The sequence below is a fragment of the Thioalkalicoccus limnaeus genome (assembly GCF_041197575.1).
In the GTDB taxonomy this organism is placed as follows: domain Bacteria; phylum Pseudomonadota; class Gammaproteobacteria; order Chromatiales; family Chromatiaceae; genus Thioalkalicoccus; species Thioalkalicoccus limnaeus.
On the sequence record NZ_JBDKXB010000001.1, the window covers coordinates 33,472 to 48,711 of the forward strand.

Below are 15,240 nucleotides of genomic sequence, written 5' to 3' on the forward strand. Positions count from 1 at the left end.
CCGGCGGTCGCCGGCCAGTCAACCCTTGGCCGTGTCGATCGGTGCTCTGGGCCCGGCCCAGAGCAGCTGATGCAGCTCAGCGAGCCCGTCGCGATGGGCGATCAGCGCCCGTTTCTCGCCGGCACTCAGATTTGCAGCGCCCTCGTCTTGGAGCTGAAAGATCAATCCTTCCAGGTAATGGCGGCGTCTGCGGTTGGGGGGTTCGCCCGACAGAAGCGACGCGTGCAGGGCATAGGCGCAGGGGTCGGTTACCGCTCGCAACCAGAGGTCATGGCCTTCACCACCGCGGCAAGGGTGGCCCGGGGGGGACGCGAGTTGCTGGTCAAGCAGTTGCAGAACGCGCGGGCGAGCGGTCTCCTCCGCGGCCAGGAAGAGGCCGAGGCGGCGCGCCGAACGGCCGAACGAGGTCCGGCTGGTGATCATCGAGACGGGGACCGCCAGGATCAGTCCGGCCAACACGGGGGTGAACCAAGGGAAGAAGCTGGGGACCTGATAGTAGGCGATCAGCCCCGCGGTTACGCCGATCAGGGTCTGATAGGCGTGGGCCGCGATGGCCTCGGCGAGGCCAGTCCCGTGGTCTCCGCGTCGCTGCGTGGGCCAACCCACGTTCTGGCGCAGCAGGATCGCGAGCACGAACTTGCTCTGGAAGAGCATCAGCACCGGGGCGAGTAACACCGAGAGCAGGCTCTCGAGCAAGACGCTGAACCCGGCGCGCGGCAGCCCACCGAAGCGTCTGGCGAGCGGTGGCCGCGCAGCCAGTAGGACCAGGGCCAGGATTTTGGGCAGGAAGAGCATGGCCAGCGTAACGATGAGCACCGTGGTCATCTCGACCGCGTAAGACTCCGGCCACACCGGAAAAAGGTTGTATCCGAAGAAGTAGACCGGGCTCTCCAAGGACTGTAGATAGGCGGCTAATCCGGCGATGAGTATGAACAGCAGCCACAGCGGTGAGGCCAGGTACGACATGACCCCCATCGCGAAGTGGATCCGGCTTAGGGGTTTGAATCCACGGGCGAGCAGCAAGCGGCTGTGCTGGAGGTTACCCTGGCACCAGCGGCGGTCGCGCTTGGCGTAGTCGATCAGGGTCGGGGGGACCTCCTCGTAGCTGCCGCCGAGGTCGTAGGCGAGCCAGACGTGCCAGCCGGCGCGGCGCAGCAGTGCCGCCTCGACGAAGTCATGGCTCAGGATATCGCCGCCGAAAGGTTCGCTCCCCGGCAATCGCGGCAGACCGCAGTGGTCGGCGAACGGCTTGACCCGAATGATGGCGTTGTGGCCCCAGAAGTTGCTCGTGCCGAGCTGCCAGAACGAGAGTCCGGCGGCGAACATGGGCCCATAAAGGCTCCCCGCGAACTGCAGCACGCGGGCGAAGAGCGAGCTGTGGTTGACCGGCACCGGAGGGACCTGAATGAGGCCGGCATCCGGGTTGCGCTCCATCCGCGCGACCAGCTCGACCAGGGTCTCGCCGGACATGATGCTGTCCGCGTCGAGCACGATCATGTATCGGTAGCGTCCGCCCCAATTCCGGCAGAAGTCGGCCAGGTTTCCGCTCTTACGGCTCGTGTTCTCAACGCGGTTGCGATAGAAGACGCGGCCCGTTGGGCCAAGTTCGAGCGCCCACTGGCGCCACAGCAGTTCCTCCTGCACCCAGACATCGGGATCGCGGGTGTCGCTCAGGATGAAGAACTCGAAGCCCTCTTGCTTCCCGGTCTCCATCAGCGATTGGTGCATCGCTCGAAGCCCCGCGAAGACGCGGGTGGGATCCTCGTTGTAGACCGGCATCACCAGCGCGGTTCTGAAGGGCTCTGCTCCCTCGGCGGCCGGCTCGTGACCGGCGCTTGCGATGGCATAGGGGTCGCGTCCCCGGAGCAGCAGGAGGAAACCGAGCGTTGCAGTCCAGAAAGAGGCGCTGATCCAGAGGATCAGGATCGCGTAGAGGACGAGCAGCAGAAGCTCGAGGGCGCGGATGCCGCCTTCCTGGAAGGAGAGGATCAACAGCACCATCGCGCCCAAAGTGGTCAGGAGCACGAGCGAGAAATAGAGGGTGCGGCGAATGTGGCGACCGGCTCCGCCGCGCAGCTGGTTACTGCTCATGGATGCGGGCTCGTGCTTGCCCGGCCGCCGACCAGCCGCCGCAGTCGAGCCGCGATGCGCTGGCGCACGCCGTAGCAGCAGAGCAGGATGGGGCTTGGCTCCATGTCAAGGGCTGCGGGCTCCGGGACCGCCATCACAGTGGCAGCGCGGATGGCCCCGCCGAGGTCTCCCTCGGTGAACCCGGCGAAACGGGCGGTCCAGTTGGGCACTGCGCCGCCTAGAACCGTGGCACGGGTGGCGTGGAGGCTATCGCGATCCCCGGCCAGGCCGAGCTCGCGATCGAGCCAATCATCGAGCAGGCCCCAGACCTCCTCGATCGCGACCACCAAGGGGTCCTCCACCTCGGCGGCGGCCAGCCGGGTCTGCAAACGGTGCCGGACTTGCTCGCTCAGGCTCTGCAGCTCGCGGGCGCTACTGACCCCGAGGGCACGCAAGTACTCGGTCACTCGCCCTGCCACCAGATCCCAGTCGCTGGGCTCGCCGCCCAGCTCGGGATGGGGCACGGTCGTCAGGCTCGATCCGGTGTCACCTTCGGTCATCCTGGTCACTCCCGAACCCAGTGATAGGTCCAGGTCTCGGTCAGTACGTCTGGTCCTTTGCGCAGGAAGGCGCGCAGGTCCACCGGGGTATCGCCGTCCGGTGTTAGCTCGAAAAAGAGCCGCCAGCCGTTGATCTCTGGATTGGGTTGGGCGACGGCGTCGGACAGGGCGCCCGATGAGGCGGAGACGACCGCCTCGACGGGGGCCTCGGGCGGCTGGTTGGCGAGGGAGTCCCCGACGAAATCCATGACGAACTTGCGCCGAGTCCGGTCCAGGATGTCGGTGCCACCCGCGCCGATCCGGGTGGCCCAGGTTCGGCCACCAAGAAGCTCTGCCTCGGGGTCGCGGCTGAAACGCAAGCGATACTCGAGCGCCATCTGCTGGCCGGCCTGGACCGGGGTTTCTGGCACCCAGAAGGCGACGATATTGTCGTAGCGCTCGGAGTCGCTCGGGATCTCGACGAGCTGGACGACGCCCTTGCCCCAATCCGCGAGCGGCTCGACAAGCACGCTCGGGCGATCCTGGTAGTGGGCTTCGAGGTCCTGATAATGGGTGAAGTCGCGGTCGCGCTGCAGCAGGCCGAAGGCTTTCGGGCTCGTGACCTGGAGGTCGGTGATGCGCAGGCCGTGGGGATTGGTCAGTGGGCGCCAGATGCGCTCTCCGTGTCCCGTTTCGATCACCAAGCCGTCCGAGTCGTGGACTTCGGGCCGGAAATCGTCGATGAACCGCTCCGTGTTCTCGCCGTGGAAGAACATGCTGGTGAGCGGGGCGATGCCAAGCTTTTGCACCGAGTCGCGGAAGAAAAGCTGCGCCTTCACATCAATCAGGGTCTGGAGCCCCGGCTGGATGCGAAAGCGATAGGCGCCAGTGAGGCTTTCGCTGTCCATCAGGGCGTAGACGGTGATCTCGGTGGCGTCGCGGTCGGGCTTCTCGATCCAGAACTCGCGGAAGACCGGGAACTCCTCATTGCTTGCGAGCCCGGTATCGATGGCCAGGCCGCGCGCACTGATCCCGTAGTGGAGCCCTTGGGCAACGGCGCGGAAATAGCTCGCACCGAGGAACACCGCGACCTCGTCGAAGACGTCGTCCCGATTGAGCGGATAGAGCAGACGCAGACCGGCGAAGCCGATATCCGCTGGGATATCGGTTGGGACCGGGTTCTTGCCGTAATCGAACAGACTCCCGACGAAGTCCACCGGGACGGCGTGTCCCTGGTCGACGACATTGATCACCACGCGGTCCTCGAACATGAAGCCGCGGGGAAAGAACTGAACGCGAAACGGCAAACCTTCTGCGGCCCAGAGGGACTGGTCGCGCTGGAAGCGGATGTCCCGGTACTTGTCGTAATCCAGATCCGCAAAGTAATGCGGCAGCTCGGGGCGGTCCGGGGCGTATGGATTCGCCACAAGGTCGCTCGCGCGGCGCGCGACCGAGGCGAAGGTAAACCCGCCGGGCACCCCTTCGTCGATGCCAACAGGATCGATGGTGGCCTCCCCGGAGGCGAAGCCGCTGCTTGCCAAGGCTATAGCAAGAGCCAGGAGCGCGCCCGGAAATCGAACTACTCGCTTGTCCATGGGAGAATAGCCCTACCGCTGATGCATGGAAATGATGATGATCGTAGTCGGGGAAATGGGGGCGCCTCGAAACCGGTGAGAGTGCGCACGGGAGGATACTGGACGTGGCTTTGAGCTTTCGTCAGGGGGCGCTTTGGTCCACGCTGTCGCATCTGCAACATGCAGTCCTTATGCACCCGGTCAAGGGCCGCACAGCTTCGTGCCGCCCCGGCACTCAATCATAGAAGTGCGCCCCGACAAACCGCCTTGCCCCCTGATCCCGAACGTCGAGGACTCGAAATCCATTGTAGCGCTGAAACCACCGAAAGTGGGACAGGGGCATGCGCCCCGGTGCATCCATGGTCATCGGGAAGCGCCGGCACTCGGTACTCATCAAGAGGATGTGGCAGCTCGCTGATCGAATTCGGCGAATGAGGCGCACCTTGAAAAATTCAAGGTGCGCGCGCGGGGCAAGGATGCCCCGCCATTTTCAGTCGCTTAAGCGACTGAAAATGAAGCGAAGCGGAAATCGCATTTTCTCCTCGCGTCTTGAAAAATTGCCCGGATGGCAATTTTTCAAGGTCCCCCCAGTTAGGTGATAGGGTAGCGCAAGATCGCTGCCAAGGGTTTGCCGTCGGGGATATCCGACTCGCGCACGCTCAGGACCTCCCCGCCGGTCAGGAGCACTCTACGGGCGATTTCATCGACCACGCCGTAGGTCTCCGCACTGGCTGTGTCAGCGAAGGTGACCGTTCCATCGTTCTCGTCGACCGTGCCATGTACCACCTGATCCATGTCGACGAGCAGGCGCTGAACCGCACCGAAGGTGGCGGCCCGGGCGACGCGCTTGATGTCGGTGCTCGCCCGGTCCTCTTGGTCGCGCTGGCTGTATAGCGCGTGCCAGTCGGCGATCTGAGCCCGATAGAGCCCGTCCAGGATGGGCCGCGCGGCGGCGGCGAGTTCGGCTGCCGACAGACGCTCCGGATTTCCTTCGATGCCGGCCGCAGCCAGATGCGGGTAGGTGTTGACGGAGCGGTAGATGGCACCGAGGGACTCCACCGAGGCCAGGATCAAGGGTGTCGAGCTGCCGGCCAAGAGGCCACGTAGTGCCCCATCCACCTTGCGCGCATACTGACGCAGCCGCACCTTCTTGCCTTCGGACCCGCCGATGCGCCCCGAATAGGAACGGGTCGCGATGCTCGCCTCGCCAACCGCCGAGGCGGCGTCCTTCGGCATTCCCTCGATCTGGACCTCGCTGGCCGGTAGATCGGCGGTGACCTCGATCAACCGCACGCCACCATCGGCCAAGGCCAGGACATACCCGGCGTTGCAGAAACTGACCGAGCGCAGCAGCGGCTTGAGATGAAAGCGATCCGAGATCTTCACCAACGGTTCGAGGGCATTGGGCACTCGGAAGGTGCGCAAGTTGTCGGGGGTCGCGAACACGACGAGTCCGTGAGCTTGAAAACGCCAGAATTCGGCGTCGTCGACGAGGTCGTCGAGTTCCTCGATCAGATCTCTGACGCGCCGCTTGTCGGAGCCCACAGCTTCCAATTGATCGAGCGCGGTCTTCGTCAGGTTCTTCATCAAGATGCGATCGGCATCGGTTTTGGTGCTGACGGGTGTCGTTGGTAACGCGATGGAAACGGCGATGTCGGTGCGCTGCGTGGCCAGGTCGGTCAGATCGTCGGCGGTCGGGAGATCGAGATAGAGCATGTCATGGACTTCCTGTGATGTTGTGGAACCTTTGTGACGATAAGTCTCGGTCCGGTCTTGAAGTGACCTTTGGCGACTCTACCCCCTTTCCTCGGCCGCGCCAAACATCTCGGCAATGACGCGGGTTCGGTAATCAAAAATGAGATCAAGCCGTTGTTGCACTATGAGCCGGTCGAGCAAACTGCCCACGAAGCCATAGAAGACCTTATAGTGTACCGAATCGATCATCACCACATTTCCATCGGGCGTTTCTTCTAGGTAGTGCTTGTGGTGCCAAAAGAGGAAGGGGCCGAACCGTTGCTCATCGACAAAGAAGTGGGGCTCTTCGGCATGTGTCACTTCGGTTACCCAGCTGAAAGGAATGCCAAAAAAAGGCTTGACTTTGTAGGTGATGATTTGTCCGCCATGTAGCGATCGTGGGCCACTGAAAGACTGGATATCAAAACTCATGAAGGCAGGAGTGATCAGCTTCAGATTCTCGGGTTGCGTAAAGAACTCCCAGGCCTTGTCGATCGTGGTGGCAAGAGTTTGACGGCGGTAGAGATGGTGCAGCGACATGGGTCAGGAAGGTGCCTACGAATGGATTGAGTGATCGAGTGCCTGATATCAAGGTCGCGTGAAGGGGCAATGGCCTGATATATGGGCCAATTTGCATTGATCAAAACGAGAACTGATAACCGATCATTCGATGACGAGGGGTCGCGTCTACGAGCGCTTTGCCGAAAGGAGGCCGCACGGTGGCCGTAGCACGTGCGGCTATCCACCTCCGACATAGCGATAACGTGCGCCGAAATCAAGAAACACGAGCGTACAGAGGGAGGGTCGCCGACATCACCGACGGCATCGGGTCGGATGCGAGGATCGCTGACGACCGTGAGGGCGGTCCTTTCCCGAGGTCTGATAAGGGCTCCCCGGGCGGTTACTCGTCATTCGGTGGGGCGATCGCCCGCGCGGCGCGAAGCACGGCGTCCTCGACCTGACGAAGCTGAGCCGCTTCGCTGATTTGCGCCTCCCAGTCTTCCCTATAGGTGCCGCCGACGAAGCTCCCGAATTGCATGTGGTTGCCGCCGGGAATCGGCACCGAGATCGCATGGGGCGGGAATGTGTGCCTGTGCGCTGCGTGCTTGTCCGGTGGCGAACCATCGGGTCGGGCGCGGTGGATATGCCAGACGGGGAGAGGGCTGTCGGCGAGCGTGGTGCCTTCGAGTGGGTAGGCGTCCAGCAGGATCACCCCGGCGAGGCGCTCAGGGTAATCGCGAGCATAGCCGCTGATCGTAGCGCCACCCATCGAGTGGCCGATCGCGATCCAGCGTGTCACCTTGGGGAAGGCGGGTGGCACCTCGGCCGCCGCCTCAGGGCGAAGAAGGGCCAAGCGCAGCGGCATCTGGATGCCGACGCCCAGATAGCCAGCCTCCGCCAAGGCCCGGAGCAACGGCGCGTATCCGCGCACGTCGCTGTTCGCACCCGGGTAAAGGATCAGCCCGGTCGCAGGCGGTCTCCCGCGAGGCGCGAAGATCAGCCATGGGTCCTCATAGGAGACCTCGACGTCGCCGCTCGACGCGAGAGCCGCTTCAGCGGCAGCGCCGGGCGTGGCCGGATTGAGCTGCATCCAACCAATCTGTCCGCCAATAAAGCCTAGCGGCACCAGCACGACCAATCCCACGATCAAGATCAGAAGTTTGCGCATAGCCAAGAAATCCGTGCACGATCCGCTTATCCGGTGGCCGAAGAATACTTGTGAACAGGAATACAGGAGCGTAGCACGATGTGCCTCGATACGGGAACAGAGGCACGGATGAACCATGAAAGGCATGGGCTATGGCCAGCGTGCGAGCCGCACGATTGGGCAGCCTGAAAAGCCTTTCTCGAGCCTTCTCGAATGCTTGATGGTGCTATGGCTTTCAAGGAGAATAACAAGTTTCCTCTCGTATCGTAGACCAGGCATTTCTCACATGATCAACACCCGAATGCAGATGAGCTCTCGCTGGTTTACCATCGCAGGAGTGCTCCACCTTCTTGTTGCCCTAGGCGCCTATCCAGGGGGGCTGGCAATGATGATCAGTCCGGATGGGTCATTGATGGGCGTGGAAGGCATCGTGGACAGAATTCCGTTTGATTCCTTGTTGATCCCCGGTATCCTGCTATTCACGGTCAACGGCATCGGGCAAACGGTGGCCGGGATCTACAGCCTCCGCAAGCACCGGCTGGCACCCTACATATCCGCCGTTTTCGGTCTCGGATTGATCATCTGGATCTTTGTGGAGACGCTGATGCTCCAGAAGATCGTATTGGCGTCAATCTTATACCTTGGCATCGGTGTTTTACAAACGGGTATCGCCATTTATCTGTTTTCAGCGGCCAAAAAAGGCCAGGCAAGAGACAGTGGAAACCTTGACTAGGCGATCATTCGATCGTCGACGTGAAAGGCAAAAGGGATGGTCGGTGCCATCGCCGTTTTGTGAATTCAGCCGGTCTCGATATGCTCGCAGGTGTTGCGAACCCCGTGCCCTATGTGGCCAGATGTGCCGGTTGTCGGGCCTATCTCCGCTTCAGGGTAGGCCCTCTCTATCGAAATACAGGCCAGGAGCCGCTCGCACAAATGCGCAGAGATGATGATTCCATTCGGATTGATCGAGTTCATGCCCATGACATCGATGCAATGCTGAGTTTGTACGTTGATCTGTTTCACGATCGTGAGCCATTGACGAAGTGTTTCGGCTTCAGTCGGGAGCGCATGATCACCATTGCGCGGACCCTGTTCGACGAGAGGAGTAACAATGTGCTCGCGCGGGGAATCTGTTGGATTGCGCGAGATCGCGCGGCGGCGAACAGGGAGGTCGGGTTTGTCCTGGGTGATGACCCGGCCGCCGCGGGTGGACATCGGATGCCTGACCACCTGACCGACGAAGAGAGACGGCGGCTCCCGGACGTGATGTCGCTCTTGGAAGAGATTCGCCGACCGGTAAAGGACCGACTGGCGTCGGATCCGGGGACCTGTTTGCACGTGTCGGCGGTAGGCGTTGCGCCCGGATACGAAGGCGCGGGCCTGGCAACGCGTCTGCTGCAAACGGCTCTCGCGGATGCCGAGGCGCATGGGTTCCTTCATGCGTTTGCCGAGTGCACGAGCCCGGCATCGCGGACCCTCCATCAGAAATGCGGGTTCGCCCATGTTCAAAGCGTTCCGGTGCACCGGTTCTCCGTGGACGGTCGACGCCCATTCATGGAGTGCCCTCTGGATGTGCACCTGATGTGGAGGGTTTTCGATGGCGGGCAGCCCAAGTCGCGCGACGCGCCGCGATAGTCGCGGTTCGCTCAACGTCGCGACCACTGCCGCACATGTCGATGTCTCCTTGGCGATCAGGGGGTCACGACGTCGCGAGCCGGCGCGTTTGCTCGACGAGCAGGCGCGCGAGGGCGCGGGTCGCGGGGCCGGCTGCGGCCGGGTCGGCAAAGACCAGATACAGGGTCTCGACCCGGCTCGCGCCCTGGGCCAACGGCAGCGGCCGCAGGGCGCCGCTGGCGAGCTCGGCGACGATGTGGTCGCGCGGGATCCAGGCGAACGCGAGTCCGCGCTCGATGATCGCAATCGCCGTCGCCAGGTGGGAGACGGTCCAGCGCTCGTCGGCCTCGAGCCAGCCGCTGTCGACCTGCCGAAAGCGCCCGGTGTCGCGAATCACGACCTGCCGGTGGGCGCGCAGATCCGCGAGATCGAGCGGGCGGTCGAGCCGGTGCAGCGGGTGATCCGGCGCGGCGACCGCGACGAATTCGACCGTGACCAGCGGATCGCCGAGGAAGCCCGGTGGCACCAGACCGGTCACGGCCAGATCCGCCTGCCGCAATACCAGCGCCTCGCTGGTCCCCGATAACACCGTTTCGATCAGCTGGATGCGCGTCTGCGGGATCTCGGCGCTGAAGCGCGCCAAGGCGCACAACAGGGGTTCGGGCGGCATCACGAGTTCCACCGCGAGCCGCACCTGTGGCTCCCAGCCCTGAGCCAGCGTCGTTGCGAGGTGCTCGAGCCGGCACGCCTCGGCGAGCAGGTGCCGGGCGCGCTGCAACAGGACTTCACCTGACGCCGTAAGCACTGTCCGGCGGCCCTGCGGAGCGAGGACCGCGACCGGTAATTGCTCCTGCAGCCGTTTGAGGCTGTAGCTGACCGACGACTGACTGCGTCGCAACGCCTCGGCGGCCGCCTCGAAGCCGCCCTGATCGACGACGGCTTCGAGGGTCGCCCATTGCTCGAGGGTCGTGCGCGGTGGTTCGCTGTCCATGATAAATCGAAATATCTGATGAGTTAGCGCTAAAAATACCATAGAAAGATCGCCTGAACGCACCAAATATCGCTGTAACGCGATCTCTCCACGGCTTCAACGAGGTTCCAACCATGACCAAGGTCCTGCACATCGACAGCAGTCTCTTCTCCGGGCAAGGCGTCTCCTCGACGCTGGCCGCGGATCTGGTGCGCCGTCTGCGGCAACGGGATCCGTCCGTCGCGATCACGCATCGCGATCTGGGGCGCGACCCCATCCCGCATCTCGACGCGACCCGCCTGAGCGCGCTCAGCACGTCCGAGACCGAGCGCAGCCCCGAGCAACAGGCCGTTGTCGACGAGGCCGATCGGCTGATCCGCGAGCTTCAAGACGCGGACCTGCTGCTGCTCGGGGTTCCCATGTACAACTTCGGCATCCCGAGCCCGCTGAAGGCCTGGTTCGATCACGTCGCCCGCGCCGGCGTCACCTTCCGCTATACCGCGCAAGGACCGGAAGGCCTGATCAGGAACACGCGCGCGGTGGTCGTGACGAGTCGCGGCGGGCGGCATCGTGGACAGCCGACCGACACCCAGACCAGCTATCTGACGACGATGCTCGGCTTTCTCGGGATCGAGGACGTGCGCTTCATCTATGCCGAAGGGCTGAACCTCGGCGAGGCCGAGCGCCGCGCGGGTCTGGCCGGGGCCAATGACGAGATCGAGCGGCTCGCGGCCGCGTGAGGAGGATGTCATGACCAACACAGCGATCGAACGTATCCTGACCGCCACGCCGGCCGCCGACGGTGCCGGCGTCAAGCTCTACCGGATCCTGGGACCCGATGGCCTGCGCGGTCTCGATCCCTTCCTGCTGCTCGACGACTTCGGGTCGGACGCGCCGACCGAGTCGCTGGCCGGCTTTCCGTCGCATCCGCACCGGGGCTTCGAGACCGTGACCTATATGCTCGCCGGCGCGATGCGCCACGAGGACCACCTCGGCCACCGGGGTCTGGTGACGGCCGGCGGCGTGCAATGGATGACCGCCGGGCGCGGCGTGATCCACTCGGAGATGCCCGAGCCGGAGGACGGCCGCCTGCGCGGGCTTCAGCTCTGGATCAACCTGCCGGCACGCGACAAGATGAAGGCGCCGGCCTATCGCCAACTGGCGGCCGACGCGATCCCGACCGCCACCTGGCCCGATGGCACCCAGGCGAAGGTCATCGCTGGCGTTCTGGACACCGGTGCGCGAGCGGTCCGCGGCCCGGTCCAGGGTCTCGCCACCGAGCCGCTGTACGCCGATGCGCGTCTACCCGCCGCAGCGCGGCTGAGGGTCCCGGTCCCGGCCGGGCATCGACCGCTCGTCTACGTGATCGAGGGCCGGCCTACGATCGCCGGGCAGGCGCTCGCGCCGCGCCAGATGGCGGTTCTCGTGCCGGGCACCCCGATCGAGTTAGAGGCCGACGCCGACGGCGCCCGGGTGCTGCTCCTCGCGGCGCGGCCGCTCGGTGAGCCGATCGCCCATTACGGCCCCTTCGTCATGAACAGCCGCGACGAGATCCGCCAGGCAATCGCGGATTACGAGGCTGGGCGGCTGGCGGCCTGAACCACCCGCTCTGCCGTTCGGTCACGGGTCGCGGCGCACCGCCTGCATCACCCGCCAGCCGTGCCGTCACGCTTGGCGTTGCCGCTGGGAATCGGGGGAGCCCTCTAACGCTCGCGAGGGGAAAGGTGGCCGCGGTCCGGTGCATCGCCCTCCAGATCGTCGCGTGCCGCCAGCCCGGCGGCCTTCCCTTCGCCAAGGAGCACAGCCGCGAGAGCCGGCAGCAGTACCAGGGCTGCGAGCATGTTGACGAGGAACATGAAGGCCATCAAAAGGCCCATGTCGGCTTGGAACTTGAGCGCTGACAGGGTCCAGGTGGCGACACCGACGCTCATGGTCGCGGCGGTAAACATGACGGCGATACCGCGTTCACGGAGCGCCTGAAAGTAGGCCTCGGGCAGGTCGTCGCCCTGCCGCAGGCGGCGGGCCATTCGTTCGTAGAGATAGATTCCGTAGTCGACGCCTATCCCGACGGCAATGGCCACGACCGGTAACGTCGAGACCTTGAGGCCGATATCGAGCAGCGCCATCAGAGCATTGCACATGACGGCAACGATCGCGAGCGGCAAGACGATGCACAGGGTGGCCCGCCATGATCGGAATTCGGCAAAGAATAAGAGGCTGATGGCGCCGAAGACCAGGAGCAGGATGGTGGCGGAGGCGGCGTCGACGGCCTCGTTCGTCGCGGCCATCACACCGGCATTGCCCGATGCCAGCAGAAAATCGACATGGTCGGATGGATTTGCCTCGCGGAAGTTCTTGACCTCGCGGATGACATGCGCGAGCGTCGGCCCTTCGTGATCGCGGGTGAAGATCAGAACCTGCATGGCGCTGCAGTCGGTATTCAGCAGGCCGGTTCCGGTGTCGATCGGCGTCACCGATTGCGCGAGCACGGTGGGGTTGCGTGAGAGAACCTGCCAGCGCGGATTGCCCTCGTTCCAGCCGGCATTGACGACGCGCGCGAGGCCGGGCAGCGCGACGACGCTTTGCACCCCGTGCACGCCGCGCATCGTCAGCTCGAAGCGGTCGATCAGATCCATGATCTCGTAGTTCGTGCAGGCCCCGTCGACACCACGGGTTTGGACGATGACGGAGAGCACGTCGACGCCGATCGAGAAGGCCTCGACGATGGCCGCCGCGTCGCGGTTGTAGCGCGAGTCTTCGTGCAGCTCCGGAATGCCGGTTCCGACATCTCCGGTGCGCAGGTCGCGTGCTTGCCAGGTGGCCATGACCAACACCGCGAGTGCGATGCCCAACACCAGCCGCGCGTGCCGCGGTTCGGCCAGCTTGCGCAAGCGCAGCCAAAGCCAATCGAGCTTGTGTTCGCGACTCGCGCCGAGTCGCAGATCCCGGGCCGGGAGTCGCAACCAGGACAGCAGGATGGTCAACAACATCATGTTAGTGACCAGGATCAGTGCGACGCCGAGCCCAGCGGTCATGGCCAGTTCGCGCACCATGTCGATCTCGATGCGCACGATGACGAGAAAGCCGATCGCCGTGGTCGTCAAGGCCATCGATCCAGGTATCACGAGCTTGCGGAAGCCCTCGCGCGCGGCATCCAGCGGTTCGCGGCCCATCATGATCTCCAAGCGCCAGGCGTGGGTCATCTGGACGGCGTGGCTGACGCCGATCGAGAAGATCAGAAAGGGCACCAGGATCGACAGTGGATCGATGCCGAAACCGATGATTGGCAGCAGGCCCATCAGCCAGACGACGGGGACCATTGCGCACAGCAAGGTCACCGCGGCGAGCCGGACCGAGCCGGAGTAGCGGTAGAGCAGCAGTGCCGTGACGGCGAACGAAATCACGAAGAACAGCAGGACGCCGCGGGCGCCGTCGGTGATGTCGCCGATGGCCTTGGCGAAGCCTATGATGTGTACGTCGAACCCCTCGCCGGCGTAGCGGGCACGGATCTCCTCGAGTTGCCGCGCCACGGCCAGATAGTCGAGCCGTTCGCCCGAGACCGGGTCGACCTCGAGCAGTTCGGCGGTGACCATGGCAGCGCTGTGGTCATTGGCGACCAGGCGGCCCAATTGACCGGATTTCAGGACGTTCTCCCGCACCTCCTGCAATTCATCGGTGGTTGCCTGAAAACCGGCGGGGATCACGTTCCCGCCCGAAAAACCCTCCTCGACCACCTCGATGAAGCGTACGTTCGGCGTAAACAGCGAGGTGACCGTGGCACGGTCGACACCAGGGATGAAGAAGACCTCGTCGGTGATCGATTGGAGGCGGGCGAAGAAGTGCGGGTTGTAGATCTCGCCTTCGTGCTGGCGCAGCGCGACCAATATGCGATTGGCGCCGCCGAACGTCGAACGATAGGCGACGAAGGTCTGCATGTATTCATGCTCGAGCGGGATCATCTTCTCGAAACCCGCATCGACTTGCAGGCGGGTGGCCGACGCGGCGAGGAGCAGCGTCGTCAGCGCGAAGAAGGCGAGAAAGGCCCCGCGATGGCGGAACAAGACCTGGCCGAGGGTTGCGGAGAAGGCGCGCATCGTCAGAGATCGCCTTGGGGATGGCGGGGTGCGCGGTCCGCTTCGTGCACACCGCGTTCGCCGATCAAGAGCAGACCATCCTTGTCCTTCCGGTCGATGACGGCGGTGAAATTGCGACTGGTATCGCTGTCCAGGGCCGTAAGATTGGTCGCGCCTTGCTGTCCGGTCAAGACCAGCCCGTTCTGGCCGACCAGCACGAGGGTTCCGTCGGCGAGGACTAGGCCGCCGAAGAGCGAGGACTCGGTTCCGGTGGAGATTTCGGTCCAGGTCTCTCCGACATCGACGGACCGGTACAGGTGACCGCGCATCCCGAAGGCCAGGACCGATTCGTCTGGTAGCGCCAAGGCACCGAACCAGGAGCCGGCGTAAGGCGAGTCGAGCGCGTGCCAGGTCGCCCCTTCGTCATCCGAGCGCAGCAAGGTGCCGGCCTCGCCGACGACCAACAGGTGGCCGCCAACCGCGACGATGGCGTTCAGATGCAGCTCGTTTCCATCGACCGTGCGCTCGACCCAGTCGAGTCCGGCGTTGCGACTTTCGAGCGCACGACCGTAGGCGCCGATCGCGAAGCCGTGTCCGGAGTCATTGAACCAGACGGACAGGAGGGGTTCTTCGGCCGCCGGTTCCGAGAAGACCTTCTGCCAGTTCAGACCACGGTCGACACTGCGCAGGATCGTGGAATCATGGCCGACGGTCACGAGCGTCTGGTCGTCGACGGCCGTTACTGCCGTCAGCATCGGTGTCCGCGGCGTGGTCGCCTGCTGCCAGGTCTGCCCGTCATCATCGGAAAAAAAGACCGCACCGCGCTCGCCAACAACGATGAGCCGCTCGCCGACCCGGGCGACATCGAGCATCAAGAGGTGTTCGATACGCACCTCGGTCGTCGGCATCGCGGGGAGCGGCCGCTCCGCGAAGGCAAACACGGCGGCCATGACGACGAACGCCGAAAAAGCAAATCCGATAAGCCTTTGCAACGATTTGACCTTCGCGGCACCGAGTG

General features: G+C 64.0%; 14 protein-coding genes. 4 read left to right on the forward strand and 10 right to left on the reverse strand.

Annotated elements, in window-relative coordinates:
* Window positions 1–18: 18 nt before the first annotated feature.
* From mdoH to ABC977_RS00170, 6 genes are all read right to left on the reverse strand, one after another.
* Complete coding sequence (mdoH, locus tag ABC977_RS00145; protein WP_369665201.1) at window positions 19–2,091, reverse strand: glucans biosynthesis glucosyltransferase MdoH; 2,073 nt, start codon at window positions 2,089–2,091, stop codon at window positions 19–21.
* Entirely contained in the window at window positions 2,088–2,630 is a 543-nt protein-coding gene (locus ABC977_RS00150) for a hypothetical protein (protein WP_369665202.1), read from the reverse strand. Before ABC977_RS00150 ends, mdoH begins: the two co-directional genes overlap by 4 nt.
* A 5-nt stretch (window positions 2,631–2,635) precedes the next feature.
* Complete coding sequence (locus tag ABC977_RS00155) at window positions 2,636–4,204, reverse strand: OpgD/OpgG family glucan biosynthesis protein (RefSeq protein WP_369665203.1); 1,569 nt, start codon at window positions 4,202–4,204, stop codon at window positions 2,636–2,638.
* 570 nt (window positions 4,205–4,774) lie between these two features.
* Window positions 4,775–5,899, reverse strand: a complete 1,125-nt coding sequence (locus ABC977_RS00160; RefSeq protein ID WP_369665204.1) for a baeRF11 domain-containing protein — start codon at window positions 5,897–5,899, stop codon at window positions 4,775–4,777.
* Window positions 5,900–5,977: 78 nt separating this feature from the next.
* Window positions 5,978–6,457 (reverse strand): SRPBCC family protein, encoded by a 480-nt coding sequence (locus tag ABC977_RS00165; RefSeq protein ID WP_369665205.1) that lies wholly within the window; start codon window positions 6,455–6,457, stop codon window positions 5,978–5,980.
* 361 nt (window positions 6,458–6,818) lie between these two features.
* Window positions 6,819–7,550 carry an alpha/beta fold hydrolase gene (locus ABC977_RS00170; RefSeq protein WP_369665469.1) on the reverse strand — a complete coding sequence of 244 codons (732 nt, stop codon included), beginning with the start codon at window positions 7,548–7,550 and terminating at the stop codon, window positions 6,819–6,821.
* Between the two features lie 151 nt (window positions 7,551–7,701).
* Between ABC977_RS00170 and ABC977_RS00175 the strand changes: the two genes are divergently transcribed.
* A complete protein-coding gene (locus ABC977_RS00175) occupies window positions 7,702–8,298 on the forward strand; it encodes a hypothetical protein (RefSeq protein WP_369665206.1) in 597 nt (198 codons plus the stop codon).
* Window positions 8,299–8,363: 65 nt separating this feature from the next.
* On the opposite strand, the gene ABC977_RS18285 is transcribed toward ABC977_RS00175, so the two are convergent.
* Window positions 8,364–8,588, reverse strand: a complete 225-nt coding sequence (locus ABC977_RS18285) for a hypothetical protein (protein ID WP_439849133.1) — start codon at window positions 8,586–8,588, stop codon at window positions 8,364–8,366.
* Between the two features lie 243 nt (window positions 8,589–8,831).
* Here ABC977_RS18285 and ABC977_RS00185 point away from each other — a divergent pair, with 243 nt between their 5' ends.
* The gene (locus tag ABC977_RS00185) at window positions 8,832–9,200 is read left to right on the forward strand and encodes a GNAT family N-acetyltransferase (protein ID WP_439849137.1); all 369 of its coding nucleotides are present in this window, start codon (window positions 8,832–8,834) and stop codon (window positions 9,198–9,200) included.
* 64 nt (window positions 9,201–9,264) lie between these two features.
* Here the strand turns inward: ABC977_RS00185 and ABC977_RS00190 are convergent, their stop codons facing one another.
* A complete protein-coding gene (locus ABC977_RS00190) occupies window positions 9,265–10,170 on the reverse strand; it encodes a LysR family transcriptional regulator (protein ID WP_369665207.1) in 906 nt (301 codons plus the stop codon).
* Window positions 10,171–10,283: 113 nt separating this feature from the next.
* Between ABC977_RS00190 and ABC977_RS00195 the strand changes: the two genes are divergently transcribed.
* Window positions 10,284–10,889 (forward strand): FMN-dependent NADH-azoreductase, encoded by a 606-nt coding sequence (locus ABC977_RS00195; RefSeq protein ID WP_369665208.1) that lies wholly within the window; start codon window positions 10,284–10,286, stop codon window positions 10,887–10,889.
* A 10-nt stretch (window positions 10,890–10,899) separates the two neighbouring features.
* Window positions 10,900–11,748, forward strand: a complete 849-nt coding sequence (locus tag ABC977_RS00200) for a pirin family protein (protein ID WP_369665209.1) — start codon at window positions 10,900–10,902, stop codon at window positions 11,746–11,748.
* Between the two features lie 104 nt (window positions 11,749–11,852).
* Here the strand turns inward: ABC977_RS00200 and ABC977_RS00205 are convergent, their stop codons facing one another.
* Together ABC977_RS00205 and ABC977_RS00210 are read right to left on the reverse strand one after the other, a co-directional pair.
* Window positions 11,853–14,243, reverse strand: a complete 2,391-nt coding sequence (locus ABC977_RS00205; protein ID WP_369665210.1) for an efflux RND transporter permease subunit — start codon at window positions 14,241–14,243, stop codon at window positions 11,853–11,855.
* A gap of 2 nt (window positions 14,244–14,245) precedes the next feature.
* On the reverse strand, window positions 14,246–15,172 hold the full coding sequence (locus ABC977_RS00210; RefSeq protein ID WP_369665211.1) for a WD40/YVTN/BNR-like repeat-containing protein: 927 nt from the start codon (window positions 15,170–15,172) through the stop codon (window positions 14,246–14,248).
* Window positions 15,173–15,240: the final 68 nt, after the last annotated feature.